Source organism: Acinetobacter sp. WCHAc010034, from assembly GCF_001696615.3.
Classification (GTDB): Bacteria; Pseudomonadota; Gammaproteobacteria; order Pseudomonadales; family Moraxellaceae; genus Acinetobacter.
The window spans coordinates 1,185,179-1,211,395 of sequence record NZ_CP032279.1; the positions used below are offsets into that span (position 1 = coordinate 1,185,179).

General features: G+C 49.6%; 22 protein-coding genes. 10 read left to right on the top strand and 12 right to left on the bottom strand.

The genetic code is table 11. The features are described 5' to 3' along the window. The first annotated feature begins 267 nt into the window (after positions 1-267). On the top strand, positions 268-969 hold the full coding sequence (locus tag BEN74_RS07290) for an IS1 family transposase (protein ID WP_005005861.1): 702 nt from the start codon (positions 268-270) through the stop codon (positions 967-969). 136 nt (positions 970-1,105) lie between these two features. After that, entirely contained in the window at positions 1,106-2,821 is a 1,716-nt protein-coding gene (locus BEN74_RS07295) for a proline--tRNA ligase (protein WP_068910942.1), read from the top strand. A 56-nt stretch (positions 2,822-2,877) separates the two neighbouring features. Here the strand turns inward: BEN74_RS07295 and BEN74_RS07300 are convergent, their stop codons facing one another. The 6 genes from BEN74_RS07300 to BEN74_RS07325 form a co-directional block, all read right to left on the bottom strand. Beyond that, complete coding sequence (locus tag BEN74_RS07300; RefSeq protein WP_068910941.1) at positions 2,878-4,260, bottom strand: hypothetical protein; 1,383 nt, start codon at positions 4,258-4,260, stop codon at positions 2,878-2,880. Between the two features lie 24 nt (positions 4,261-4,284). Continuing rightward, on the bottom strand, positions 4,285-6,555 hold the full coding sequence (locus BEN74_RS07305; RefSeq protein ID WP_068910940.1) for a DUF6160 family protein: 2,271 nt from the start codon (positions 6,553-6,555) through the stop codon (positions 4,285-4,287). Positions 6,556-6,582: 27 nt separating this feature from the next. Beyond that, positions 6,583-7,284: a hypothetical protein gene (locus BEN74_RS07310; RefSeq protein WP_068910939.1), complete on the bottom strand. Its 702-nt coding sequence runs from the start codon at positions 7,282-7,284 to the stop codon at positions 6,583-6,585. A gap of 10 nt (positions 7,285-7,294) precedes the next feature. Continuing rightward, positions 7,295-9,349: a hypothetical protein gene (locus BEN74_RS07315; protein ID WP_068910938.1), complete on the bottom strand. Its 2,055-nt coding sequence runs from the start codon at positions 9,347-9,349 to the stop codon at positions 7,295-7,297. Between the two features lie 243 nt (positions 9,350-9,592). Then, the gene (gene dcd / locus BEN74_RS07320) at positions 9,593-10,162 is read right to left on the bottom strand and encodes a dCTP deaminase (RefSeq protein ID WP_068910937.1); all 570 of its coding nucleotides are present in this window, start codon (positions 10,160-10,162) and stop codon (positions 9,593-9,595) included. Between the two features lie 125 nt (positions 10,163-10,287). After that, positions 10,288-10,881: a LysE family translocator gene (locus BEN74_RS07325; RefSeq protein ID WP_068910936.1), complete on the bottom strand. Its 594-nt coding sequence runs from the start codon at positions 10,879-10,881 to the stop codon at positions 10,288-10,290. 351 nt (positions 10,882-11,232) lie between these two features. On the opposite strand from BEN74_RS07325, the gene BEN74_RS07330 reads away from it, so the two are divergent. Continuing rightward, positions 11,233-11,796, top strand: coding sequence for a DUF2062 domain-containing protein (locus tag BEN74_RS07330; protein WP_228200426.1), 564 nt, complete (start codon positions 11,233-11,235; stop codon positions 11,794-11,796). 225 nt (positions 11,797-12,021) lie between these two features. On the opposite strand, the gene apbC is transcribed toward BEN74_RS07330, so the two are convergent. Continuing rightward, on the bottom strand, positions 12,022-13,293 hold the full coding sequence (gene apbC, locus BEN74_RS07335; RefSeq protein WP_068910935.1) for an iron-sulfur cluster carrier protein ApbC: 1,272 nt from the start codon (positions 13,291-13,293) through the stop codon (positions 12,022-12,024). Between the two features lie 662 nt (positions 13,294-13,955). Then, a complete protein-coding gene (locus tag BEN74_RS07340) occupies positions 13,956-14,363 on the bottom strand; it encodes a hypothetical protein (RefSeq protein ID WP_068910934.1) in 408 nt (135 codons plus the stop codon). A gap of 316 nt (positions 14,364-14,679) precedes the next feature. On the opposite strand from BEN74_RS07340, the gene BEN74_RS07345 reads away from it, so the two are divergent. Next, positions 14,680-14,904, top strand: coding sequence for a DUF6500 family protein (locus BEN74_RS07345; protein ID WP_068910933.1), 225 nt, complete (start codon positions 14,680-14,682; stop codon positions 14,902-14,904). A gap of 88 nt (positions 14,905-14,992) precedes the next feature. Here BEN74_RS07345 and BEN74_RS07350 read toward each other — a convergent pair whose 3' ends face one another. Continuing rightward, positions 14,993-15,793 (bottom strand): hypothetical protein, encoded by an 801-nt coding sequence (locus BEN74_RS07350; RefSeq protein ID WP_068910932.1) that lies wholly within the window; start codon positions 15,791-15,793, stop codon positions 14,993-14,995. A 174-nt stretch (positions 15,794-15,967) separates the two neighbouring features. Between BEN74_RS07350 and metG the strand changes: the two genes are divergently transcribed. The 3 genes from metG (at position 15,968) to BEN74_RS07365 (ending at position 19,917) form a co-directional block, all read left to right on the top strand. After that, positions 15,968-18,025 (top strand): methionine--tRNA ligase, encoded by a 2,058-nt coding sequence (gene metG, locus BEN74_RS07355; protein WP_068910931.1) that lies wholly within the window; start codon positions 15,968-15,970, stop codon positions 18,023-18,025. A gap of 94 nt (positions 18,026-18,119) precedes the next feature. Beyond that, positions 18,120-18,809, top strand: a complete 690-nt coding sequence (locus BEN74_RS07360) for a sel1 repeat family protein (RefSeq protein WP_068910930.1) — start codon at positions 18,120-18,122, stop codon at positions 18,807-18,809. Positions 18,810-18,939: 130 nt separating this feature from the next. After that, positions 18,940-19,917 carry an MBL fold metallo-hydrolase gene (locus tag BEN74_RS07365; RefSeq protein WP_068910929.1) on the top strand — a complete coding sequence of 326 codons (978 nt, stop codon included), beginning with the start codon at positions 18,940-18,942 and terminating at the stop codon, positions 19,915-19,917. 194 nt (positions 19,918-20,111) lie between these two features. Here BEN74_RS07365 and BEN74_RS19900 read toward each other — a convergent pair whose 3' ends face one another. Both BEN74_RS19900 and BEN74_RS07370 read right to left on the bottom strand, forming a co-directional pair. Further along, positions 20,112-20,228, bottom strand: coding sequence for a hypothetical protein (locus BEN74_RS19900; RefSeq protein ID WP_086374379.1), 117 nt, complete (start codon positions 20,226-20,228; stop codon positions 20,112-20,114). Positions 20,229-20,696: 468 nt separating this feature from the next. Further along, on the bottom strand, positions 20,697-21,320 hold the full coding sequence (locus BEN74_RS07370; RefSeq protein ID WP_068910928.1) for a LysE family translocator: 624 nt from the start codon (positions 21,318-21,320) through the stop codon (positions 20,697-20,699). A 426-nt stretch (positions 21,321-21,746) separates the two neighbouring features. Between BEN74_RS07370 and BEN74_RS07375 the strand changes: the two genes are divergently transcribed. Continuing rightward, complete coding sequence (locus BEN74_RS07375; RefSeq protein ID WP_068910927.1) at positions 21,747-23,366, top strand: oleate hydratase; 1,620 nt, start codon at positions 21,747-21,749, stop codon at positions 23,364-23,366. A gap of 134 nt (positions 23,367-23,500) precedes the next feature. Here BEN74_RS07375 and BEN74_RS07380 read toward each other — a convergent pair whose 3' ends face one another. Next, a complete protein-coding gene (locus BEN74_RS07380) occupies positions 23,501-23,683 on the bottom strand; it encodes an NF038215 family lipoprotein (RefSeq protein WP_068910926.1) in 183 nt (60 codons plus the stop codon). A gap of 256 nt (positions 23,684-23,939) precedes the next feature. Here BEN74_RS07380 and BEN74_RS07385 point away from each other — a divergent pair, with 256 nt between their 5' ends. Together BEN74_RS07385 and BEN74_RS07390 are read left to right on the top strand one after the other, a co-directional pair. Beyond that, positions 23,940-24,488, top strand: coding sequence for a TetR/AcrR family transcriptional regulator (locus BEN74_RS07385; RefSeq protein WP_068910925.1), 549 nt, complete (start codon positions 23,940-23,942; stop codon positions 24,486-24,488). Between the two features lie 9 nt (positions 24,489-24,497). After that, positions 24,498-26,150, top strand: coding sequence for an MFS transporter (locus BEN74_RS07390; protein ID WP_068910924.1), 1,653 nt, complete (start codon positions 24,498-24,500; stop codon positions 26,148-26,150). Positions 26,151-26,217 lie beyond the last annotated feature (67 nt).

Consider the following 26,217-nt stretch of genomic DNA (forward strand, 5'->3'; position numbering starts at 1 on the left):
TATATTTGAAATTGCAGAAAATGGCAGGCATGCCATCCGCCCTGCATAGCGCCTATTTCCTCCGCGCCAGCCCTGCGCTGGCGCATGCCGCAACAAGCGGAGGATCTCCATCCTGCTGGCCTTGATGGCTGTGCCGGTGATTTTCACTGATCTGGGGGCTTTAAGCATTTCCTGATGCGCTGCGCGGCAAAATCATGCCTTGATTTTTGGTGGTGTATCAAAAAGTATGCTAAAAAAAAGCAGGTTGAATTTTGATAAAATAGAGAAATGCAAATAACTCTAGAAATCAAATGTCCAACCTGCCTCAGTGACAGTATAAAGAAAAATGGCATCAAAGTAGATGGGAAACAAAACTACCAATGCAAAGACTGCAAACGTCAGTTTATTGGTGACCATGCTCTGAGCTATCTAGGATGTAATTCTGGCATTACTCGTAAAATATTACAGTTAATGGTCAGAGGCAGCGGTATACGAGATATCGCTGAAGTTGAGCGCATTAGTATCGGTAAAGTCTTACGGACTTTAACTGAATCGGCCTATCAAATTCAGCCTAAACAAAGTCATTATGAATCTCTCGAAGTAGATGAATTCTGGACTTTTGTTGGAAATAAAAATAATAAACAATGGCTTATTTACGCCTACCATCGAGAAACAGGTGAGATTGTTGCTTATGTTTGGGGTAAGAGAGATTTAGCTACAGTCCAAAGGTTGAAGACAAAGCTTAAACAATTAGGTATTCACTACACCCGAATTGCAAGTGATCATTGGGACAGTTTCATCACTGCTTTTAAAAACTGCAAGCAAAGTATTGGTAAGTTGTTTACTGTAGGAATTGAAGGTAATAATTGCAAAATAAGGCATCGAATAAGGCGTGGTTTTAGAAGAAGTTGCAATTTCTCCAAAAAGCTTGAAAACCATTTTAAAGCCTTCGACTTAACCTTCTTTTACATCAATAATGGCTTCATTTAATGTCAGCATACTTTTTAAAACACCACCTGATTTTTTAACGCCTTTAAATGCCAATAAGGCTGCATTCAGAAATGCCCGCTTCATTTTTTATTGTATAATCCCTGCTTTAACGCTTAATTTTTCAGGACAGTTTTCCATGCGCGCGAGCCGCTTTTTATTTGCAACGTTGAGAGAAACCCCGAACGATGCTGAAGTTATTTCACATCAGCTGATGCTGCGTGCCGGGATGATTCGTAAATTGGCATCCGGGCTGTACACTTGGCTGCCGATGGGCGTGCGCGTATTGAATAAAGTTGCAGCGATTGTGCGTGAGGAAATGAACCGCGCCGGCTCGCTGGAAGTGCTGATGCCGGTGACGCAGCCGGCGTCGCTGTGGCAGGAATCCGGCCGTTTTGTGCAGTACGGCCCTGAATTATTGCGCTTTAAAGACCGCCACAGCAATGACTTTGTGCTTGGGCCTACGCACGAAGAAGTGATTACCGACCTTGCGCGCAGCGAACTGAAAAGCTACAAGCAGCTGCCGGCAAACTTCTATCAGGTGCAGACCAAATTCCGCGACGAAATCCGCCCGCGTTTCGGCGTGATGCGTTCACGCGAATTCATCATGAAAGACGCTTATTCCTTCCATGCCGATCAGGCCTCGCTGCAGGAAACTTATGACAATATGTATGAAGCATATTGCAGAATTTTCAGCCGCCTTGGCCTGAATTTCCGCCCAGTGCAGGCAGACACCGGCTCGATTGGCGGTTCAGGCTCGCATGAATTCCATGTGCTGGCGTCCAGCGGCGAAGACGATATCGCATTCTCGACTGAATCTGATTACGCAGCCAATGTTGAAATGGCGGAAGCGCTATTGACCGGCGAACGCGCAGCGCCTGCGGAGGCATTGCAGATTGTTGATACGCCAAACCAGAAAACCATTGCTGATGTGTCGGCATTCCTGGGCACCGACCCTGCGCATTCCGTCAAAGCCCTGCTGGTTCAAGGCGCTGCTGAAGAAGGCAAGGCTGCGCCTGTCGTTGCGCTGTTCCTGCGCGGCGACCATGAGCTGAATGAAATCAAAGCTGAAAAGCATCCGCTGATTGCCGCGCCGCTGGCCTTTGCTTCTGAAGCGCAGATTGCCGAACTGGGCTTAACCGCCGGCTTTATCGGCCCGCAAGGCTTAGCGGAAAAAGGCATTGCCGTAATTGCCGACCGTGCAGCCTCTGTGCTGTCTGACTTTGTCGCCGGCGCAAATGAGGCGGACAAGCATGCAACCGGCGTCAACTGGGAGCGTGATGCCCAGTTCACCGAAGTCTACGACTTGCGCAATGTGGTGGAAGGCGATCCGTCTCCGGACGGCAAAGGCACGCTGCAAATCAAGCGCGGCATTGAAGTCGGCCATATTTTCCAGCTGGGTCAGAAATACTCTGAAGCGCTGAACTGCAAAGTCCTCGGCGAAGATGGCAAGCCGCTGACCGTGACCATGGGCTGCTACGGCATTGGCGTAACCCGCGTGGTGGCTTCCGCCATTGAGCAGAATTTCGATGACAAAGGCATTATCTGGCCTGCGGCCATTGCGCCGTTTGAAGTGGCGATTGTGCCGATGAATGCGCATAAATCGCCGCGCACTCTGGAAGCGGCTGAAGCGCTGTATGCGGAACTGGCTACCGCCGGCTATGACGTGCTGCTGGATGACCGCAATGAGCGTCCGGGCGTGAAATTCTCTGACCTTGAATTGACCGGCATTCCGCACCGCATTGTGATTGGCGAAAAAGGCTTGGATGCCGGCACTTTTGAATACAAAGGCCGCCGCGATGCTGAGTCGGTGAATATTTCCAAAGAAGAATTATTGGCTAAAATTGCAAAATAACGCTTAGCCGATGCATAAAAAATCCCGCGGAAGCGGGATTTTTTATGCAGGCCGCATCAGCAGAATTTCAGGCCGCCGAAACAGTTGGACACCACTTGCTGATTTTTGAGGATCTGGCTGTTCAAGGAAATGCTCGCCGGATTTGCCGTCGTGGCGGTGGCCAGGTCAATATTCAGCGTTCTGACCACCGGCACATTGAATAGGCTGCCGAGCGCTTCCCATGTGCCGACATTCACTTCCTGTTCCGGCGTCTTCATGAATGCGGTCACCAAGTCGGCAACCTGCGGCAGCACAGCAGAGATATCCACTTCTTCCTGCGCCTGCAGATAGCCCAGCTGCACCGGATCCTTCAGAGACATCCACCAGCCGGTTTGCGCGATATCTTCCCGGTCAGTTCCAGACCATTTGACCGCTTCACTCTGCAGCGAAAGGTAGCCGCCAGTGCCTGTTAAGGGCAGGTTATGAATCATGCTCAGCGCCTGAGTAAAGCTGATGTCCATATTCAGCTGTGAAATTTTCGAACCGGTGCCCATTTTAAATAATGAAGATTTTGCAATGCCCAGAATCGGATCAAAGCCAACATACAGCTGATCATTCTTAAAGCGGTCTACTTCCGCCTGCGAGGCATTTTCGCCGGCTGCCAGCGGAATAGCCGGAATATTCGCGGAAATGCCAGCCACCTTCGCTTGAGTCATACGCTTTCCGGTCACCACGGTTTCCGGCATATTGAATTTGACATTGATGCTTGGAACGGTAATTCCGGTATTGCTCGCATTGGTATGATCGCTTCTGAAAACCCGGTCTTGGCCCAGCGCATGCAGGTTGCCCTCAATTTCCTGCGACTCCGTTACGCCGAATTTGGATGCTTTGGTATTCACATCCCCCTGTGTCGCCGCCATTTTCATATAGCCGCTGAAAGACTGGATGCCGTCTGACGGATCCCGTGAATTTTCCGTGCCTGCAGTCAGCATGCCGAGTATTTCAGCTGCCCCCAGCCGGAAGCCGACAATTTCCCGCGTTGAAGCCTGGCCGCCATTCTTTACCGCAAATTCAATGAAAGGATTGGTGATTTTCGCGCTGGTGCTGGCGCGGCCATTGTCATATACCGGCACGCCGTTGCTGTCGTAGCGGCTGGGCAGGCCGCTCAGCGCTAAATTCGCGATATCAATATCGCATTTTCCAGCCCCGTTCACCCCGCCGCAGCCCAGCTGCAGCGACTTGATATTGGTGTTCAGCTCCATTTCAGCATCCAGGCTTAATTTGAAAAAACTGACAGATTCACTGTTGGATGTGGTATAGCTGTAGGCGTCCCTGGAAAAATTCAGCAGGGCCTGCCCATCCACTTTCGCCAGTTCGGCATCGGACAGGCTGCGGAACGCCGCGGCGTTTCCGCTCACCCACATGCTGCCAATGACAGCGGCAACCAGTATTTTTTTCATTGCAATTCCCTTTAAATTCTTCTTTTATCTTGGTGTTATGCCTAAGCTGCTGCGCATAGCGCCGCCGGTAATTGCGATATCCGCAATTTTCTGCATATTTCCTGCCGGCGCAATCGCCAATTCCGCAGTGAAGGCCTGGCCCGCAGCCGATGCCGTGCCCAGCCGGTTAAACTTCACCTGGCTGTCCATCACCACAGCATCTTTCTGCACATGCAGCCGGGTTTCCAGCCCAATATTCCCCTGCAGCCTATTCAGGTTAACGCTGGATTCCGCGGTTCCCGCGGCTTTGACATCCTCATTGATGATGCTGATGAAGCTGCCCCGGTCGGCAGCGCCGCTGAGCGGATTGAATTCAAAATTGGCTTTGAGCGATAAATAGTTGGTGTCCGGCGTGCCATTGGCGCTTTCCAGACCCGGAATGATAAACAGCTCGCCTTTGCCGTCCAGCTTGAAGGCGATGCTGGCCAGCACATCATCCTTGCGCGCAAAGCTGTCAATCGGCACAACTTTCTTCTCGCATGAAGCCTGTCCGGCTGCGCAGTTATACAGCGAGCCGGGCAATTGGCCGATGGCCATTTCAGCCCGCGCAGCCACCAGCAGGCTGTCGGCGCGGATATAGATTTCCTGATCTTCAAAGCCAATCACCCCATTGGCCTTGATATAGGAATCAATATTCCTTAAGCCGGCATAGTAATTCACTTCTTCGCCGTGGCTGCCGGCAGCACCGTCAATCACGATAATTGAAGTGGTATTCGGTGTGCCGGTTTTGGCATCTATGCCGTAGCCGTCTGTAGACATGGCGAAGTCATAGCCCAGCCCGGATTTCAGCGCGCCTTTGGCATTGGTATAGTCTTTCGCAAAAAGGGCGGTATTCGCGTTCAGATTATAGATCGGGATGCCTAGGCCCCAGGTGGCGGCCTGTTTAGGCTCGGCATTGATGTCCGCAATAGAGTTGTCCGAAATAAAGCGCGCTTTGCGGGAAATCGCCTGAAAGTCCATGCCGCGGACAGCCACCAGCACCATATTCTGCGCATTGGCGGACGGCGCAGGGTTATACACCAACTCATAAGCCGGCGCGCCTAAGATATTCTTAATCTGCTCATTAATCACAAAGCCTAAAGCGTTGCTCCGGATGCTGTTGATATAAATATCGCCGAAATCAATATAGGCGTTTTGCTGATTGCGCGCAGCATTCGGGTCATTTGAATTGCGCACGTTCAGGCGGGTCAGGTTTGAAAACTCAATGGCGTAGCTGCCTGTGCCGGTATGGCCCAGTTCAAATACGGTCGGATTGGCGCCGCTATGCAGGAAATCGGCGGAAACGCCGAAATGCAGGCCGCCGCCGTCCTTAAAGCCGTAGCCCGCCGCGGCTGCTGTTACCGTTTCGGCGGCATTGCCTGCACCGCGGTTGACATGGGTAAATGAAGCAATGCCCGCCTGATTGGCATTGAACAGTATTTTCGCGTTGCTCAGGCCGCCTGAGGCGCCCAGACGGATCAGATTGCCTTGGCTGGATGCATCCCCGTAGCGCAGATCCAGGCTGACGCCGGGATTGCTGGCTTTGCCTGCGCGGCTGGCATGCACATCGGTTTGATCTTCGACCCGGCCCAGATTGACGATATGGTCTGTATTTCCATCCTGAGATTTGGTGGTCAGCACAATGCCTTCGTCACGGTCAATATACAGATAGCCGTCGGCAGAAAAATTGAAGTTGAAATCCTTCAGTGTCAGATTCTGGCCGTTCTGGCCATAGCTGATGCTGGCATTCTGCAGCTGAAATTCCAAATACGCCTTGTCATTGCGGTTAAACAGGCCGTTGCTTGTGGCCAGATAAATCTGCAGAGGCGAAATGGTCGAAAAGCTCAGGCTGCCGAGGTTCTGGCCGCTTTCTCCGGCTGCGCAATTCGGCTCGCACAGCAGCATGATTTTAGCCGCCGCCGCGGAAAACGGCGAAACGCTGGCCCGCAGCGCAATGCCTGCGCCTTCCCTCGCCGTATTGTCCGGATGCGTCACCCCGACATCGAAGTCCAGTTTTGTCTGTATATTTTGATGATTCTGCGCGGACTGGATTTTCACATCATGCAGGCCCAGCTTGATTGGAGGGGCATTGGCGCCTGAATAATCGGCCCAGTTGAGCTGCTCAATGTCTGCGCGCGCGACTTCATGAGTAATGGAAATGCCGTCCTGCCCTGTGACATTTCCCAGGCTGCGGTCATTCAGGGCTTCCAGCGCATAGGCGTGATTTGCAAGGCATATGCCCGCCGCCAGCAAGTTCAGTTTTATTATTTTGTGCATTCCAACATCCTTTTGAAACCTTTAAGGTCAGCAGCGGCTGGTTCCTGTGCCGGCGCAGTTGTAGCTGAAGATTTTCAAATCGCCAGATATATGCATATTTCCATGCATGTTCAGCCCCATAAAGCCTTTTTCAGCCCCCTGGTCAAAGGCCGGAACATCCGCCCTGCTGTATACCTTGTCGCCGTTCGCATTAAGCGTATAGGCGTCATACTGGCTGTATTTTCCTTCTTTCAAATAGCCTTTCAGGCTGGCGTCATCGGTTTCAACCGACAGATTTGCAAAACCCAGATTCCTGACCTTCAGCGGCTTGTCATCTAAAAATGAAAGCTTCATGGCGGTTTGCGGATTGCCGTCCTTGTTTAAAATGGTGGTTCCCGCCAATGAAAACTGCTCAATCTGGATCGTGCCCTGAATCTGCTTAAACACCAGCCATTTCTGATTATCGCCGTCTTTATGATTATTCGGGGAAAATGCAAAGCGGCACTGCACATCCCGCACGCAGTCATAGCTGTAAAATGCCTGGCTGACCTTGCCCTGCGCATCGCGCACTGAGATATCCTTGAGGCTCATGTCATTTGCATAGCGGTGGTTTAAAGACAGCGTCCAGCTTAAATCCGCGCCGCCCTGGCCCCGCGCATCCTGCATTTCCTGCGCATTCAGGCCGGACAGCTCTGCATGGCAGACGCCGGCAGCCAGCAGCAGCGCAGCGCTCAGTGATTTATTCAGCATGCTCTGCTCCTTAGAGGCCGGTTGTTTTTATTTTAAAATGCTGGATCAGGACGCCGTCAATCGCTGCTGAGCCCAGATTGACCGGCGCGCTGCCGGCTGCAGGCCCTCTGAAGACCACCCCGGTAGAATCCGCAGCTCTATTCGCCTTCAGCGTATTGCTCAGCGGATCACGGGTGACGCTGCCGATTGCGATGCTGCTGTGCGTGGCATTGCTTCCCTGATATTTAAGCGTTGCGCTTCCGGCTTTAATTTCAGAGGTATTTGAGCCGCAGGCGCTGACATTGCAGGTTGACCCTTCCAGCACCCGGTAGATTCCGTCGGAATCCTTCAATTGCGGCTGAACAGCCGACGCACCCTCCCTGGTTTTCACCAGCGGATTGGCGCCATCGGTATCTGCATAATAGCTGTAAATTTTAGTATAAATTTCAGGCACATTTGGAATGCGGGTCAGCTCAAGGATAATATTGCCGCCCTCAGAACCCAGCACAAAAGGCTGATATATATTGCCCAGCACCAAGTTGATATTGGCGCTGTATAAGTACAGGCCATCGGACTCATTGAAGATTGGCGCAAAACTGCCGTCCATGGCTGGAGTAGGCGCAGCGCCGTCATCATTATCGGTTCTGGCTGCGGTGCTGAGGCGGATCCCTCTGGCGTTTAGATCCGCATCATTCATGCTTAATTTTGAAGGATCATTATGGGTGTTCAGGCGCAGAACGCTGGCCATGCCCAAGGTTTGATTATGCTGCGCAGTGCTGGATGGCTGGGTCTGGAATAAGCGCACTTGCGAGCCGTCAATGCTCAGGCCATTGGCGACAAACTGCGCCCTGAGCCGGTAGTCCTTGTCCAGGCCGCTCACAGGCGCGCCGGTAACCGGGTCAACCTGGCTGCTGGAGTCCAGCGATCTGGAAAAAATGTCTGTCCAGAAGCCCAGCTTAATGCGGTCTGATGCGCTGTTTCCGCCCTCTCTGGCTAAAGGGGCTTCCAGCGCAAGATAGGCGATATCGGCCTTATTTTCTTTTTTAAACTGCTGAATGTCTTTGGCTGTGCCTGACCTGAACAGCCACGGGTTTTCCGCACTGCCCCAGTTTAAGCCCTGATTGCTGTAGCGCTGGCTCAGGTCGCCATTGCTTTTAGACAGCGCCAGTCCATAAATAAACACGTCCGCCTTGGTTCTGGAGGCTTTTAAGGATTCTGCAAGATTAGTTGAGCTGACCAAGGATTGAGCCGAGTCGCGGGCGCCATTATACAGCTGCTGCCGGTATGTTTCATAATAGGCATCCGCTTCATTTTTAGCCTTCAGGGCAGCGCTTTCTTCCAGCCGGTTATTCGTGCGCTGATCTATGCTGGCATTGACGGCTGTACTGATAATATAGTTTTTAATTTCTCCTGCAACTGCATTTTCCGCCCATGCTCTGGATTCCGCCTCTGTTTCCGAGTACCAGCTCCCCAATATCTGCTTATCTGCCCTGCGCTGATTGTACAGTTCAGTATAGCGGCTTGTCCAAGGAGCTGTGGGCCTCAGCTGCGTGGTCTGAGTGCTGATCTGCGCAGCGTTGTCCGCTGAATATTTAGCATAGTCCGCATCAAAATCCTTCGCATACAGCGCCCGGATTTGCGCGCGGTAATCCGCATTGTTTTTTACCGAGGAATAGACCTGATTGTATTTCGGCAGGTAATGCTGGTTGTAGTTGTCCTGCAGCTTGTAGGTATAGTCTGCGTTGAACTTATCATTGTAGATTTTCTGCCTGTTCTGCTCATACAGCTTTTCATAATTGCCGCCGGCAGGAATAATCCGGATAAAGCCGGTGTCTTTTTTAGAGGCTTCCAGCAGGCTGGCTTTGTCAGTCAGCGTTCCATAGCTTGAGGCTGCGGAAATGTCATTCGGCCCCTGAAAGACTATCTTGAAATTTTCCGGCAGCAGGGCGACGCCTTCCCCGGTTGTTTCAGCAAGGCGCTCATCTGATAAATTCTGAAGTGCAAAAGCTGAAGGCGCCAGCAGCATGCTGACCGCCGCCGCCACACAGTTCTGGCGGAATCTGTAAGCTTTTTTTGAATGAGTCATCTCGACCGTCCTGTTATCAGATGCGCTGCATCTTTCTTATATTTATTCCTTTTCCCGGCACTGTAATTTGTTTTGTCCCATCTATTCCATGATGGAGTTATGCCAAGCTGCTTTTAACTTTTAATTATGCTGAAGAATTGCGCAATTGCAAAATAATCCGGCTGAAATGCCGCGCTTTCCGATGAATGAAGCTGGTAAAAAATAAGCAGGCTAAAAAGCCTGCTTATTCAAAATTCTACAGTTTTACGCTTTAGGCAGCGTTACGCCGGTTTGACCCTGATACTTGCCGCCGCGGTCTTTGTAGGAAGTTTCACAGACTTCGTCTGACTCAAAGAACAGCATTTGCGCCACGCCTTCGCCCGCGTAAATGCGCGCCGGCAAATTAGTGGTATTGGAAAATTCCAGCGTTACATGGCCTTCCCACTCCGGCTCCAGCGGCGTGACATTGACAATAATGCCGCAGCGCGCATAAGTCGATTTGCCCAGGCAAACTGTCAGAACATTGCGCGGAATGCGGAAATATTCCACTGTGCGCGCCAAGGCAAATGAGTTGGGCGGAATAATGCAGACATCCGACTCAATATCGATAAAGCTTTTATCGTCAAAGTTTTTTGGATCCACAATGGCGGAATGCACATTGGTGAAAACTTTAAATTCACGCGCACAGCGCACATCATAACCATAGCTGGACACGCCATAGGAAATCAGCTTGTCGCCATTTTCATCATAACGGACCTGGTTCTCTGCATACGGTTCAATCATGCCGTGTTTTTCGCTCATTTCGCGAATCCAGCGATCAGACTTAATGGCCATGTTTCTATCCAAAAATGCTTTTATTCAAATATAGCGTGGTACTTTAACTGAAATCGGGCGCAATGAAAATAAGCCGGCCGCCGCCGCGGCATAATTGCGCGCAGCCGCCGCACCGCGCCAGCGCATTAAAGCTTAAGCAGCGCAGAATAGCTCAGCGGAATGGAAAAGCTCATCAGCACCAGTGAAGCCATTTTCTGCAGATTGCACTGATTCAGCCAGCTGATTTTATTGGAAGTCAGAATTGAGCCGATAAAAGTCCATAAAAATGCAATGGGAATGATCAGCAGCAGGAAAACCGTCATATGGGCTGCATAGTAGCGCGGATCTGCCCAGGCAATGGCTGGAAAAATAGCCGAAGCGAACAGCAGGGCTTTAGGATTCAGCAGGGTCGCGGCAAAAAGCTGCGCCGGGCCAATAGTCGCCTGATTGTAGTCTTGCGAAACATTTGCGGTTTTCCACAGGCGGACGGCTAAAAAGAGGATGTAAGCCGCGCTGAATAATTTCAGAATGGTCGGCAGCAAGGGGAAATGCACAGCGACTTTTCCAATTAACACCCCCCATAGGGTAATTGAAATTAAGTAGCCGAATGCTTCTGCAGGAATTAAACGGAAAGATTTCCGCACGCCCACCTGTATGCCCGATGACGCCAGCAAGGTATTAGTAGGCCCCGGTGTCAGCAAAATAGTGACAACTAAGCCAATGAAAAACCATGAAATCATACGCAAAACTCACTTTTGAGTGAACGCAGATTAAATCAGTTCAAATCAGGACGCAAAAAAATATTTGTAAGGCGATATATAAAAACCTGAACAATCCTATTTAATCAATAATTTTCATATACTTAGAATTTAAATATCAAAATTACCATTTGGTCACAATTGATTACTTTTCAAACACCTTGCTTAATTTAAAGGCGGATGCGGCTTAAAACCGGCCAATTGCGCATCCGCTTTGGCCGGTTTTAAGCTGAATTTCAGGTTGAGCGGTTTTAATCGGCGCATATTTTTCCTGCAGCTTCAGGCAGGCGGCTGCGCCCAGCCATGCACCATGCCCATTCCTTTAAAGCGCCCTTGCTTATGGCAAAACATTTTTTTCAATCCTGGCTTCCCTCGCCGGAAAAAGTCAGTCAGCTGAAATTTATCAAGGTTTTTGGCCAGCGCGCCTTCAACCCTGTGCTCTGGTACGTGAACCGCAGGTCTATTTCCCTCGCCGTATTGATCGGCGCCTTCTGGGGGATTCTGCCCGTGCCTTTTCACAGTGTTTTTATTGTGCTGACCGTGCTGCTGATCGAGGCCAATCTGCCTCTGAGCCTGACGCTGGCTTGGCTGTCCAATCCGCTGACTGTCGTGCCGATTTTATATCTTGGCTTTTGGCTCGGCAGCAGAATTTTTCAGGTCAATATGATTGATCAGGACATGCTGCTGGGTATTTTGCACCAGATTTTGCATTGGGCTGAACATTTCGGACAGGGCCATATTGATTTTCATCTGGCCAAAATCCTGCTGGCTGGCCTGATGCTGGAAGCGCTGCTCGGCGCAATGCTGCTTTGCCTGCTGACCCGTATCCTGTGGCGCTGGAGCGTGATAAGGAAGTGGAACAAGAGGATCAAAAGAATGGCTTTAAACCCGCGATAGACCTGATTATGTTAAGCCGGCTATAAATTACACTTACAATTCATAGGCTTAAAAATAAAAACCTATTCAGCCGAACTTGCATACGCTGCCCGGCTCGCCGCTTTGAATAAAGCCCTGGATGACGATGAGGCGCAGCTATTGGCAGAGTTGAAGAAAATGCAGCAACTGCTTTTGCATGGCCGCGGCTTCTGATTGACCTTAAGAAGCCGCGCGCATCATAGTGCCTTAAAAAATGCGCTTATCGTCTTTAGCCGCTTTAGATAGTTTATCGGCAATTTTCTGCGCAATCTGCAGATAGCTGTCGGCAGCGTCATCACCGGCAATCACCGAAGGCTTGCCTGCATCGGCATTTTCACGGATCTGCACATTCAAAGGCAGGCGCCCCAATAAAGGAATGTGATACTGCTCCGCCAGCTGGTCGCCGCCGCCGGCGCCGAAAATCTGCTCTTCATGGCCGCAGTTCGAGCAGATATGTGTCGACATATTTTCAATAACGCCCATTACCGGAATGTTCACGCGGTTAAACAGCTCGATGCCTTTGGTCGCATCCATCAGCGCAACGTTCTGCGGCGTAGTCACAATCACGGCGCCGGTGACTGGAATGCGCTGCGCCAAAGTCAGCTGGATATCGCCAGTGCCCGGCGGCATGTCAATCACCAGCACATCCAAGTCCGGCCATAAAGTCTGGTTAAACAGCTGCATCAATGCGCCGGTGGCTTTCGGCCCGCGCCATGCCACAGGCGTGTTGTTATCGCCGGTTAAATGGCCAATCGACAGCACGGCAAGGCCATAGGCATCCAGCGGCACAAAGTTTTCAGCTTCAATCATCGGCGTTCTGCCGGCATTGCCCAGCATGGTTGGAATGCTTGGCCCGTAAATATCGGCATCTAAAACGCCGACTTTCAGCCCCAGCTGCTGCAGCGCCAAGGCAAGGTTTACCGTGGTGGTGGATTTGCCCACACCGCCCTTGCCGGACGAAACTAAAATCACATTCTGAATGCGCGGATGCTTCGGCACATCGCGCTGCTGCGGCGCAGCTTTCTGAATCGGCGGATTGTTCGGATCGGCTGCTTCAGCCTGAGGTTCCGGCGCGGAAGCCGCCGCATCCATCACTGGAGGCAAATTGCTTTTCGGCGCTGCATTTTCCGCTTTCGGCTGGCTTGAACAGCTTTCGCCTTCTGCATGCTGATGGCCGCAGCCGCCGGCGCCATGCCCGGTTTTCTGCTGAATCACATGCATATTGAGTTCCGCAATGCCGCATTTTTCCAGCGCATCCGCCAGCTCGTCATGTATCCGCTGCAGGTCATCCGCTTCTGCAGGATAAGTATTTATGCTGATCTGCAGCACCCGGCCCTGCACATTCACCTGGGTAATCCGGTCTTTCAGCGCATTGTCCGAATTCGGCAGAATATAGCTTTGAAGCACTTGCTGGATTTCTTCTTCCTTCACCTCCTGAGCCGGTGAAAAAACAGATTTGAGCGAAGAAAGCCACGACATAGAGTTACTCCAGAAAAGCAGAAATACAGCAGATTAGCGCTAGTTTAACGGCAAATAGCGCCAAGGTTAAGCGCCGTTCCGCATAAGCTTGAAGATAAAGCTGAAATACCCAGTAAAACGCTAGGTTTTAAGCGCCATTATCAGATCAGCATCAAGTCCTGCAGCAGGATCAAAAACAGGATTTTGCGGTAGGCTATAGCCAAATTCTAAAGTCTGTATTATGTATAATTTCTTATAAAATATGATTTCATTAGGTTTTTAGCGTGTTAACCATTTAGGCAATTAACGGATGACGCTTGCACTGCCTCATTTTTCCTTTAAAAATTTAAAAGCCTTTGCGCAGGCAAGCCCCTCCTTTGGAAAGACCCAAAGGAGCAAAAGTCTTTTGTTGCCCATACACGGTGTCCTGAGCCAGTTTTAAGCACTGCTTTAAAATGCAGCGCAAGGATGGGCAACGTGCGGCATCCATGCCGCACTTCGCGTATCCGAAGTTGATTTTACTCAGAAGCTTAGGATGCTAAAGACGATTTTCACGGAGCCATTTAAGTAAACTTAGCTATAAATGATCATGCCAATGTTTAAGTCAATACTCGGTTTCTTGAATATATAGCTAAACTCTGAAGTCCGTATTACGCATATGATAAAGCTGATGAAAAGGCGGTTTAAGCCTGATCATCCTTTTTCAGCTTGCTCAGCGTTTCTGAAGCTTTTTTCTTCAGCTCATCCAGCTTCTCTGTCGCCTGCACTTTCAGTTCATCAAATTTTTCCGTGGCGTCCTGCTTCAGTTCGGCAGCTTTCAGCTTGGCTTCGTCCAGTTTTTGGCTGGCTTCCGCTTTTAAATGATCAAGCTTTTCATGCGCTGCGGCCTTGGCGCTTTCCGCTTTGGCCTTAAGGTCATCCACTTTTTCAGCCGCCGCAGCTTTATCTTGCGCATGCCGCGTTTCCGCAGCGCGCTTCAGCTCATGCAGTTTCTTTTCGCCTTCAAGCTTGGCTTCTGCGGCTTGATGCTTCAGCTCATGATCCAGTTCGGCCGCCTTATTCTTCAAATCGGCGAATTTAGTGTCTGTCATTTTATTTACCCTTCTGATTCATTTAGACATTATTTTAAAACTGAGGTGCAAACCGCGCGTTTGCAGCCAAATTGATCATCCAGTTATATACAGATCCGCCGCGCATGGATGCGAAAACTGCAATTTGCAATAAATACCCTACTTGATGTTACAAATGGCGGTTTAGCTCATCCTGCATCATTTATAATCTGTTTCAAGCGCTGAGTCGAATCACAAGAACTGCATAGCATTTTATCATTGCGCATATCAGCGGCATGCTGCAGCATACTGTTTTTGAATAGAACTTTCCGAAAAACCGGACACGGATGCAAATTGAATGAACCCCGAACTGCAATCAAGAATCATGCGAATCTGTGACGATAAAATCGCCAAGAAAGGTGAAAATGTCGGCCTTTCTTTTTACGCTTTTTTTGCCAATAAAAATGATGAGCCGGAAATGCTGATGCAGGCTGCCGAATGGTGGATTAAAACCCATCAGCTGGATCATTTTGAGAAAGCGCTGAAAATTAAAAGGCTGGTCAGCGCAGAACTTCGACCCTGAAACCAGCCGGGCATTTCAGCAGTTTTAAAACTGCGGCCGGCTGCTTCAATTGCATCTCAAGCAGCCTGCAGCTCCATCGCCTATGGGTTTAATGCTTGACTGTACTGATAAAGCTGACGGCAGCAAACAGCCAGATAAACAGCACAAAGCTGCGTTCCTGCGTGAAATGCGCGGCATCTGCGCCATGCACAATATTATGCCGTGTCGCGGTGACATTTGAGCTGCTGTCCATTTTAAAGGCTTCCAGCTCCATAAAATACGGGTTCAGGTCGCAGGCGATTTTCACCTTATGCCACAGGCTTTTCACTTCATGGCCTTTTAAGCCCGGCACGATTTTATACGCATCGACAAATTTAGTCTGATTCTGCGCAAGGTAGCCGCGCTGCAGCAGATCTGCAGTCAGAATGCCTTCAATCTGCCCGTACAGCACGGTAACGCTGCCGGCATAGCACTGCAGCTGATGCATCTTCAATGCTTCCTGCAGGACTTGGCGGTGCTGGCCTTGATTTGGCCCGATGTCCAAGGCGTCAAACGCCGCCAGCAATTCATTTTGGAAATAGTCTTTCTGAATTAAGTCCAGCAGGGAAAACACCACTATATCGGCTTCTTTCTCATTGGCCATTTTCCAGAAATACAGCAGGTTCAGCGCGTCATTGGCGGCAGGCGCATCGCTTTCAAATTCAATTTGATCGGCGAGTACTGCAAAATACGGCTCCTGCTGCGCGCACTGCCTTAATGCGCTCACCAGGCGGCCGTGGGCAGCCGAACCCATTTCCGCCAAATACTGTTCCGCCTGTTTTAAAATTTGATTGCCCAGCTGCTTTTTGCCCTGCGCATTCTGCTGAATGCGGGTCACAGGCTGGTCGAAATCAAAATCGTCATCGGTCATGGGCTTATCGCTCTAAATGCTGTTTTCTATCTTTTTTCATTATCGCCGTTATTTTCCGGCGAATATAGAAAAATCTACTTTTGAAAACATTTCACCTATTCCCTTGTGCATCTCTCAGCTATCTAAGGTAAAATCGTTGACCTTATATAAAATACGAATGAGAGAGCTATATCCGTGCGTAATATTTTAGTCACTAATGCCCTGCCATACGCCAATGGCCCGATCCACATGGGTCACTTACTCGGCTATATCCAAGCAGATATTTGGGTTCGTGCCATGCGTGCAATGGGCCATAACGTGACTTATGTATGCGCGGACGATGCTCACGGCACAGCGATTATGCTGCGCGCTGAAGCCAACGGCATTACGCCGGAACAGCAGATTGCCAGCGTGCAGAAAGAGCATGTGCGCGACTTTGACGGCTTCAGCGTGCATTTCGATCATTATGATTCGACCAACAGCGCCGAAAACAAAGCGCGCTCGGAAGAAATCTACATTAAAAACCGTGAAGCCGGCAATATTGCGGTGCGCCCTGTCACCCAGCTGTTTGACCCGGAAAAAGGCATGTTCCTGTCTGACCGCTTTATTAAAGGCGCCTGCCCGAAATGCAAGGCGGAAGACCAGTACGGCGACTCATGCGAAGTCTGTGGCACCACCTACAACGCCACCGAGCTGCTCAGCCCGCGCTCGACCTTAAGCGGCGCAACGCCGGTCGAAAAATCTTCAGACCACTACTTCTTCAAGCTGCCGAACTTTGGCGAATACCTGCAGAAATGGACCCGCGACGAAGGCCGCCTGCCGGTTTCAATTGCCAACAAACTGGATGAATGGTTTGAAAATGGCTTAAATGACTGGGATATCTCGCGCGATGCGCCGTATTTCGGTTTTGAAATTCCGGATGCGCCGAACAAGTATTTCTATGTTTGGGTCGATGCGCCGATCGGCTATATGTCAAGTTTTGAGAACTACGTTAAAACCAAGCGCCCGGACTTGAACTTTGACGACTACTGGAAAAAAGATTCGCAAAATGAGGTGTATCACTTCATTGGCAAGGACATTGTATATTTCCATGCGCTGTTCTGGCCTGCCATGCTGGAAGGCGCCAACTACCGCACGCCGACAGGCCTGTTCGTAAACGGCTTCCTGACGGTAAATGGCCAAAAGATGTCAAAATCCCGCGGAACCTTCATTAAAGCGGAAACCTATTTACAGCATTTGAACCCTGAATACCTGCGCTACTACTTCGCTTCCAAGCTTTCTGACAAAGTTGAAGATTCTGACTTGAACCTCGATGACTTTGTGCAGAAAGTGAATTCTGACTTGGTCGGCAAAGTAGTGAACATCGCCAGCCGCTGCGCAAAATTCATCAACACCAAGTTTGACAACAAGTTATCTGCAACATGTGCGGAGCCTGAATTGGTGCAAAGCTTTATTGATGCGGGCGGCTCTATTGCCAAAGCCTATGAAGCGCGCGAGTTCTCTGCGGCCATCCGTGAAATCATGGCGCTTGCAGATAAAGCCAACCAGTATATTGATGAGAAAAAGCCGTGGGCTTTGGCGAAAGTTGAAGGCGAAGAACAACAAGTACACGACGTATGTTCGGTAGGGATTAACCTGTTCCGCCAGCTTGCGGTTTATTTAGCGCCAGTACTGCCGACTTTAGCCGCTCAAGTGCAAGATTTCTTGAAGCTTGAAAGCTTTGATTTTGCATCAGGCAAAACGGTTCTAGTGAATCATGAAATTGCGCTGTTCCAGCCACTCATGCAGCGTGTAGACCCTAAAGCTGTAGCGGCGATGGTCGATGCCTCTAAAGACTCTTTAGCGGCTGCGGCTGAGCCTGCAAAAGCTGAGAAGAAGAAAGAAAAGAAAGCCGAGAAAAAAGCTGAGCCTAAAATTGGCGAAGCGGAAATCATCGGCATTGAAGACTTTATGAAGGTTGACCTGCGTGTAGCCGAAGTCTTAGAAGCTGCAACGGTTGAAGGCTCGGATAAACTGCTGCAACTGACTTTAGATACAGGCGAAGCTGAACCGCGCAATGTCTTCAGCGGCATCCGCGAGTTTTATGCGCCTGAAGACTTAAAAGATAAGTTAGTGGTTTTGGTTGCTAACCTTGCGCCACGCAAGATGCGTTTTGGCATTTCAAACGGCATGGTACTGGCTGCCGGCAATGGCGAAGGTGTTTGGGTGATTTCACCTGAGTCTGGCGCCAAACCGGGCGATAAAGTTTCTTAATATATAAAATTTAAAGGGCTTCTTCGTAAGCCCTTTTTTTATTTATATAATTCAACCAAAATATTAAATGAATGATAAATACATCAGGTAAAACATGTTCCAGAAAATAATAGCTTTCTTCTTTTTCACCATTTTTTCTTTTCAAATTGCTTTAGCCCAAGAAGTTCAACCTCAATTTAGCCCGCAAGTACAGAAAGCCAAAAATCAAATTCAACTGACATTCAATACGTTATTTCAATCGAATGACACGAATAAAAATACAAAAGTTGATCCAGCATTAAAACAGCTGCTTTTACAAAATAATGAGGAAAAGATAAAAGAATATCTCGATCAACAACAAAACTTATTTTTAAAGCAAATTAATCGCTATATCAAACAAGGTGACCCAAGCGCATCTCTTGCGCTTTTAGAATTTGCTCTATTTTCACAAGATTCAGAGTTAAAAGAACAAGTCGACCTTAGGCCAATCCAAAAGCTTTCAAATCAAAATGATGCTTATGCAAGTTATCTTCTGGCACAATACTATTCAAATACTGAACGATACATCCCCTTGCTTGAAAAAGCGGGACAGCAAGGTTCTGCCGCTGCACAAATGACACTTGCAGATGAATATGGATTTCGACTTCCGGTTGAACAGCAAGACACCCAAAAAGCAGAGTTTTGGGCAAATAAGGCCAAACAGAATTTAGGTGAAGCAGCCTATACAGAGCAGAAATGCGCACTGGCAAATTGCGATCTTGAAGAATTTGAAATGGTAGACTTTTCCAAGATAACTCAACAATAAAGTGGTACATTAAAACAGCGAAATCCCATAAAAATCCGCTTACAAAAGCGGATTTTTTTCTTCACTCAAATACCCAATTTTATTTGAATTCATGATAAAAAAGTTTGTCTCTAATAAACTTAATCATCTTATGAAAAAAACTGCCCTACTTTTTTCAGCCTCTTTGTTGAGCAGCTTCCCTTTACTTAGCCATGCAGAAATAGCACAAACGCTCCCAATCATTGAAAAACAAAAGCAGGTTTCAGGCTATTACCAATACCAAGCGGGTGATGTACAAATCACTGCCCTGCTCGATGGCACGAATTTCATGTCACCTAAACTCTTTCAAAATATTCATGAAAAAGAAGTACATGAAATTTTAAAGAAATACTATGCCGATCAAGACAAAGGCGTGCAGACTTCAATCAATGCATTCCTCGTGAATACAGGCCATTCACTGGTTTTGGTGGATAGCGGCGCTGCGAGCTGTTTTGGCGCACATTTGGGTTCAGTGTTAAGCAATTTAAAAGCCTCAGGCTATCAACCAGAACAAGTCGATACTATTTTGCTGACGCATCTGCACCCAGACCATGTGTGTGGCATTAGCCAAAATGCAGTGGCAAACTTTCCAAATGCAACAGTTTATGTTTCGAACGATGAAGCGAACTATTGGCTAAACCCGAAACAAGTCAACAAACTCCCGAAAGAAAAACAAGCAGGTTACTTAGGAACTGTTGAAAAAATTAAACAAGCGATTGCGCCCTATCAAGCCAAACAGCGCTTCAAAACGTATCAGTTAGGCGATCAAGTTCAGGGCTTTAAAGTGATTAATACTGCGGGGCATACACCGGGACATTTTAGCTATGAACTGAAAACCAAAGATGAAACCGTGGTATTTATTGGTGACATTGTGCATTCACATACGGTGCAATTTGATAAGCCAGAAACCGCCATTGATTATGATATCGACCCGAAAAAAGCGGTGCAGACTCGCTTAAAGCAATTTGCTGAATATGCAACAGGCAGGCAAACCATTGCAGCGCCACACCTGCCATTCCCCGGCATTGGACATATTTATTCAGCTGATGGAAAAAGCTATCAATGGATTCCTGTGCATTTTAAAGATTGATAAATTATTAAACCTAAAACTTATGCTGGCATTTTCAACTGCATGGTACTGGCCGCCGGCGAAGATATCTGGATGATTTCACCTGAGCCTGGCGCTAAACTGAGTGATAAAATGCCTGAAGGTTTAATTTTCAGAGCATCAAAAAGCCTCAATAAAATAGAGGCTTTTTTATTGCATCGGCAAATGGCTGGAGCTTAGCCTTTCAGGACAAATTCCCATATGACATAGCCAATCCCAAAGCCGAGCAGTGAATATGAAGTGATAATAAAATAGACAAAGCTTGCTTTATTTTTCTTTTTCCAGAAACTCATTTTCACCACCTAAATATGCTAACTTGCATCATGTTAGCGCGTATTCAATCAAAAGTGAAACAAATATAAGCTATTAATTTATAAAACATTTTAAATTTAAAAACCATTCTTTTATCTTAAAAAGTCAAGATACAGATTTGCACTTAATTTTTAATACAGATGCTCAATATGCCATTTAATTTTCAAAGAATGGGAAATGCATTTGCATTCTGTTTAACCCTTGCATGCTAATTAATAGGGCTGACTTCAGAACTTTAAGAATTGCTGTGAATATCTTAGCGGGGGCATTTCCTGCGCGAAGGCGCTTAAAGGGAGAATGAGGGAGATGACTGAACCGGCGGACTTTTAACAGCAGCTAGGAAAATCAAAGCTACCCTTGCGCCTTATAAAAAAGCCATGCAGCGGAAATCCGCATGCAGATTTATGCGATAAAAAAAAGCGCTCATTTGAGCGCTTTCATTCAATCAATTACTTCATCCCGAAAATCAGCTTCAGCCCCAGCGCCGTCATCACGGCGCCCGCTGCGCGGTCAAACACCGCCTTAAACTTCAAATACACGCGGCGCGGTTTCTCTGCAGACAGCGCCACGGCAACCAAAGAGCACCAGCCCGCATCAATAAAGAAACACAAAACCGGCAGCACAAAATAAAAGTAAGCCGGGATTTCTTTCGGCAGCAGCGCAGTGAAAATACTCGCCAGCACAATCGCAATTTTCGGGTTGGACAGCTGCGTAATTAAGCCCGTCATGAATGCGCGGCGCAGCGTCATCTGCGAAGCCGCATTTGCATCCGATTCAATCGGCTCTTTGGCATGCTTGATGATTTTAAAGGCCAGCCACAGCAGATACAGGCCGCCGCAGATTTTTAAAGCAAAATAGGCCGACGGCACCGCCAGCAAAAAGGCCTGCAGCCCCAGCACCGCCAGCAGGCCAAAAACGGCAGCGCCGGCGCCTGTGCCAAGCGCGGTAAACAGGCCATGCCTGCGTGAAATCGCAATTGAATTTTTCGCGACATAAATCGAGGTCGGCCCGGGGCTCATTGCGCCCAGCATCAGGGCAAATGCAATTGAGCCCAAAATCCAAAATGATTCCAAGTGAGGCCTCGAATATTGAGAGAATTTTCCAGTGAATGATTTTACTCTAAACGCCGTTTTGGCGGAATTCACTTTATCGGTTTTTTTCAGCTGCCTTTTTCCAGCCGGCTTCTTTTTCAGGATGAGCCGCTGCATTTTAATTCAAAATTAAATACACTTGTAAATTATCTAAAACTGACTCAATCGGCCCAGCCACAATAGAGCAAAAACTCAATAATTATTTTTAATTCAATGTTTTAATCATACATCAAAATTACATCATGTTTACAAAACATCCAAAAAAGCCATAAAGAACGGCTTCACCATTACAAAAAATTGTCATTTAAGCGCTTTAAATTTCATGCATTTTTCATATATAAAAAGACATACTAATTTTATGGTTTTTAAAACCTTCCACGCATAATACTGATCAAACGAGGGCAAACAATGAAAAATAACAAACGCAGTGCTTTAGATGCGCAGCAGTCACATCTTTGGATTATCGGCGGCGGCATTGCAGGCATGGCGGCGGCGGCTTTTGCGATCCGCGATGCTAAAGTGCCGGCAAAGCATATCCATATTCTGGAAGAGCTGGATATTTCCGGCGGTTCAATGGACGGCGGCCATACTCCGCATGCGGCGCAGGCTTGGGTCACGCGCGGCGGGCGCATGCTGACCGATGAAACTTATTTATGCCTTTGGGACTTATTTTCCAGCATTCCGTCTTTAGAAAACCCGGAAATTTCCGTACGCGAAGAATGCCGTGAATTTAATGAGCAGGTGAAAACCCATGCCCAAGCGCGCCTGATTGACGCCAACCATGTGATTGCCGACGCCGCCAAACTGGGCCTGAACACCCTGCACCGCGCGCAAATGCTGCGCCTGCTGGCCTCTAAGGAAGAAAAAATCGGCAGCCGGCGCATTGATGAATTCTTTGATGAGGCTTTTTTTGACACCAACTTCTGGCGCATGTGGCGCACCACCTTCGCTTTTCAAAAATGGCATAGCGCCGCTGAACTGCGCCGCTACTTCCTGCGCTTCATTCAGGAGCTGCCGCGCATTCATACCCTCGCCGGCGTAAAGCGCACCAAATACAATCAGTATGATTCCATGATTCTGCCGCTGCAGCGCTGGCTGGTGGCGCAGGGCGTTGATGTGCGCTTCGGCAATTATGTGACCGATGCGGACTTCATCACCGATGAACAGACTCAGGAACGCCGCGCTGAGCGCCTGTATGTCAAGCTGCCTGAAGGCACAGAGCAGATCGAGCTGAAAGCGCATGACTTGGCTATTTTCACCCTAGGCTCGATTACTGCAGACTCGCGCTACGGCGGCAATGATGATGTGCCGGCCTTAATCCGCGACCGTCAGGATCACGGCTGGACGCTGTGGGAAACTTTAGCCAAGAAAGCGCCGGATTTTGGCCGTCCAATGACTTTCTGCGGCAATGTCGATGAGCATAAATGGGAGTCTTTCACCCTGACCATGAAAGATGATGTGCTGTTAAAGCGCATTATTGACTACACCGGCAATGAGCCGGGCACCGGCGCGCTGATGACCTGGTTCGAGTCCGGCTGGCATTTATCAATTGTAGTTCCGGCGCAGCCGCATTTTGCCGACTTGCCTGAAGGCACGTACACCCTGTGGGGCTACGGTTTCCAAATTGACCATGACGGCGACTACATCAAAAAGCCGATGAGCGCAGCCACAGGCAAAGAGATTTTAACCGAGCTGATCAAGCAGCTGGGCTTCGATGACATTTTAGAGCATGCGCTGCAGACGACCGATGTGACAACCGCGATGATGCCGTATGCCTCTGCGCTGTTCGCCTGCCGCAAGCCGGGTGACCGCCCGTTAGTCATTCCGCAAGGTTCGCAGAACTTTGCCTTCTTGGGCCAGTTTGTGGAAATTGAAGATGATGTGGTGTTTACCGTGGAATATTCCGTGCGCGGCGCCATGCTGGCGATTTATGAATTCTTTGGCGTAGAGCGTGAAATTCCAGAGATCTACAATGGCCTGCTCGACCCGAAAGTCGGCTTAAAGGCGCTGGAAACCGTTTTCCATTAATTTAAAATCCAGCAGGAAATATCCAGCATAAGAGCGCTTCCGGGCGCTCTTATCTTTTTCAATGCCGGCAAAACTGCATGCGCTGATTCAGCGCATCCGCGCCGCCAATGCGCGGTAAAGAGTGAAAAAGCGCTTTAATCCGCCTGCTTGGCGCTTTGCTCGCGCGCGCTGAGCTGATAGTCATGGTCAGATGCAGGCACGCCGCCAATAATCATGGTGCGGACTTCCGCTTTAGGCTTATTCAAGTCGTCCTTCGCATCGCAGCCGGCTAAGCCCAGCAGCATGCATGCGGTGATGGCTGCGGATAACATTTTCATACTATCCCCTCCATATTTATTGTTCTGTTTTTCCAGCATAGCACTATTGCATAAAATTACAGCAGTATTTTCGTTTAGGCCTAGCATTTCAAGGTGCTGCAATATTGCGCTTAATATTAATCATCCATTTGAATTTTATTGATTTTAATCAGACTGAATGATTCAGCTTACAAAAAACAAACACGGCTGAATATTTACAACGGACATTTTTGTCCGTTAAATACCCGGCATGATCCTTAAAATGCCATAACGCCTCATGTCTGTACGCCAAGAACGCGCCGCCCAAAACCGCGAAGAACTGCTCTCCGCCGCCCTGCAAATTTTCCGCAGGCACGGCATCAATGCGCCGCTGCAGCTGATTATTGATGAAGCGCAAGTGGGCCGGGCAACCTTTTACCGCAACTTTGCAGACCGGCGCGAACTGGTGCTGGCGCTGATGGAGCAGGCGCTGAACCGCTTAGAACGGCATGCGCAGAACTATGCTGAATTTCCTGACGGCTTTATCAGGCTGATCCAAAACCATATTCACAATTTGCCCTATCTGACCGCGCTGATGGAATACTGGCGGGTGATTTCCCGCGAAGACCCCGCGATGGTGGCGATTTATGCGCGCCGCGATGCGATTCTGCAGCCGCTGATTGATACCGCCATTCAGCATCAGATTTGCCGGCCGGACCTGAGCGCCAAAGACTATGCCATGATCACGGCGATCCTGCGCGCGTCACTGCAGGGCATTACAGAGCGCGATCAGCACGACTTAGCGGAGCGCGCAGTCGATCTGCTGCTGAACGGCATCCGGGCATAGCAGCAGAACATGGCTGCGCCTCCCCGCCTGCTGGAGCCTGCGCCCGACTGGACGGCCGATGAAAAGCCGATGCTGCCAGGCTCGCCGGCAGCAATTGACCATCCGGCCTATAAGCGCTTGCTGTATTTTTTTATCGGCCTGTTCGTGGCTGTTTCCGGCAGCCTGAGCAACGGCTTTATCACCGCGAATCTGCCGCTGATTCAGGGCGAATACGGCCTGACGCCGTCTGAAGCCGCCTGGATTCCGGCCGCCTATGCCATGGCGAATGTCAGCGCGAATTTAATTTTATTCAAGGCCCGCCAGCAATACGGGCTGCGGCTGTTTTCGGAAATCGGCTTGGTGCTGTTTATTGCCGTGCTGATGCTGCATATTTATGTGCATACCTTTGAAATGGCAGTCTTTGTGCGCATCGCCAGCGGGCTGGCGGCGGCCCCGCTCAGCTCTTTGGGCATGTACTACATCATGCAGGCCTTTAAGCGCGCCAATTTCGGACGCGGCCTCTATCTGGCGCTCGGCTTTCAGCAGCTCGGCATCCCTCTGGCGTGGGTTATGTCGCCCTATCTGACCGGGGTCAACGACTGGATGCTGCTGTACACCTTTGAGCTGGGCCTGGCGCTGTGCTGCCTGGCGATGGTGGTATCGCTGAAGCTGCCGCGCAGCCTGCGCATTGCGGTTTTTGAATTTCAGGATTTATTCACCTTTGCCTTGCTGGCTTCCGGCTTTGCCCTGCTGTGCATTGTGCTGACCCAAGGCCCGATTCTATGGTGGCTGAATGCCGGCTGGCTGGCTTATGCGCTGATTGGCGCTTTGCTGCTGATCGCTGCCGGCCTGACATATGAGCATTACCGGGCCAACCCGCTGATCATTACCCGCTGGCTGGGCGCGTCATCCACCGTCCGCTTTATTATCGGCGCATTCGCCATCCGCTTTTTAATGTCGGAGCAAAGCTATGCCGCGGTGAATTTCCTCAAAACGATGGGCATGGGGCCAGACCAGTTTGTCACCTTTTATGCGGTGATTATGGCCGGCATTATCGGCGGGACTATTTTCAGCGCCCTGACCTTTTCCCGTGAAAAAACCATCCTGCACCTGCTGGGCGCAGTGCTGCTGATTCTGATTGCCTGCGCGCTGGATCAGCATCTGACCAGCGCAGTGCGCCCTGAAAATTTCTACCTGAGCCAGTTTCTGGCCGGCTTCGCCAGCGGCATGTTCATTGGCCCGCTGCTGCTGACCGGCATTCTCAGCGCGCTGCAGAAAGGCCCCAGCCATATGGTGACTTTTATTGTGCTGTTCTCCGCCAGCCAGACTTTCGGCGGGCTGGTCGGCTCATCCTTTTTTTCCAGCTATCAGCAAATGCGCACGCAGCATTATCAGGCGGAAATCATCAATGATTTGCCACTGGCCAGCCCGCAGGTGCAGCAGCGCCTGCTCAGCGATGGCCAAAGCAGCCGTGCCTACACGCCAGACCCTGCGCTTGAGCAGAATCAGGCCCTGCGCGCGCTGCATCAGCGCGTGACTGAAGAAGCGCAAGTCCGCGCCTACAGCGATGTGATTTTTCTGAATAAGCTGTTCGCCCTCCTGCTGCTGTTCTGGGGCCTGTTCATCATTGCAGCCAGCCAGTACCGCAGCTATAAGCAGCGCCTGCGGCCGGATTCCAGCTAGCAGCAGCGCAGGATGCTCTGCCCTCAAAGCCCCGGCATCAGAAAATGACAGCCCAACGCACCGTCCC

Coding starts and splice junctions, on each gene's coding strand:
- BEN74_RS07290 (WP_005005861.1), top strand. CDS start 268: ATGCAAATAACTCTAGAAATCAAATGTCCAACCTGCCTCAGTGACAGT.
- BEN74_RS07295 (WP_068910942.1), top strand. CDS start 1,106: ATGCGCGCGAGCCGCTTTTTATTTGCAACGTTGAGAGAAACCCCGAAC.
- BEN74_RS07300 (WP_068910941.1), bottom strand. CDS start 4,260: ATGAAAAAAATACTGGTTGCCGCTGTCATTGGCAGCATGTGGGTGAGC.
- BEN74_RS07305 (WP_068910940.1), bottom strand. CDS start 6,555: ATGCACAAAATAATAAAACTGAACTTGCTGGCGGCGGGCATATGCCTT.
- BEN74_RS07310 (WP_068910939.1), bottom strand. CDS start 7,284: ATGCTGAATAAATCACTGAGCGCTGCGCTGCTGCTGGCTGCCGGCGTC.
- BEN74_RS07315 (WP_068910938.1), bottom strand. CDS start 9,349: ATGACTCATTCAAAAAAAGCTTACAGATTCCGCCAGAACTGTGTGGCG.
- dcd (WP_068910937.1), bottom strand. CDS start 10,162: ATGGCCATTAAGTCTGATCGCTGGATTCGCGAAATGAGCGAAAAACAC.
- BEN74_RS07325 (WP_068910936.1), bottom strand. CDS start 10,881: ATGATTTCATGGTTTTTCATTGGCTTAGTTGTCACTATTTTGCTGACA.
- apbC (WP_068910935.1), bottom strand. CDS start 13,293: ATGTCGTGGCTTTCTTCGCTCAAATCTGTTTTTTCACCGGCTCAGGAG.
- BEN74_RS07340 (WP_068910934.1), bottom strand. CDS start 14,363: ATGACAGACACTAAATTCGCCGATTTGAAGAATAAGGCGGCCGAACTG.
- BEN74_RS07345 (WP_068910933.1), top strand. CDS start 14,680: ATGAACCCCGAACTGCAATCAAGAATCATGCGAATCTGTGACGATAAA.
- BEN74_RS07350 (WP_068910932.1), bottom strand. CDS start 15,793: ATGACCGATGACGATTTTGATTTCGACCAGCCTGTGACCCGCATTCAG.
- BEN74_RS07360 (WP_068910930.1), top strand. CDS start 18,120: ATGTTCCAGAAAATAATAGCTTTCTTCTTTTTCACCATTTTTTCTTTT.
- BEN74_RS07365 (WP_068910929.1), top strand. CDS start 18,940: ATGAAAAAAACTGCCCTACTTTTTTCAGCCTCTTTGTTGAGCAGCTTC.
- BEN74_RS19900 (WP_086374379.1), bottom strand. CDS start 20,228: ATGAGTTTCTGGAAAAAGAAAAATAAAGCAAGCTTTGTCTATTTTATT.
- BEN74_RS07375 (WP_068910927.1), top strand. CDS start 21,747: ATGAAAAATAACAAACGCAGTGCTTTAGATGCGCAGCAGTCACATCTT.
- BEN74_RS07380 (WP_068910926.1), bottom strand. CDS start 23,683: ATGAAAATGTTATCCGCAGCCATCACCGCATGCATGCTGCTGGGCTTA.
- BEN74_RS07385 (WP_068910925.1), top strand. CDS start 23,940: ATGTCTGTACGCCAAGAACGCGCCGCCCAAAACCGCGAAGAACTGCTC.
- BEN74_RS07390 (WP_068910924.1), top strand. CDS start 24,498: ATGGCTGCGCCTCCCCGCCTGCTGGAGCCTGCGCCCGACTGGACGGCC.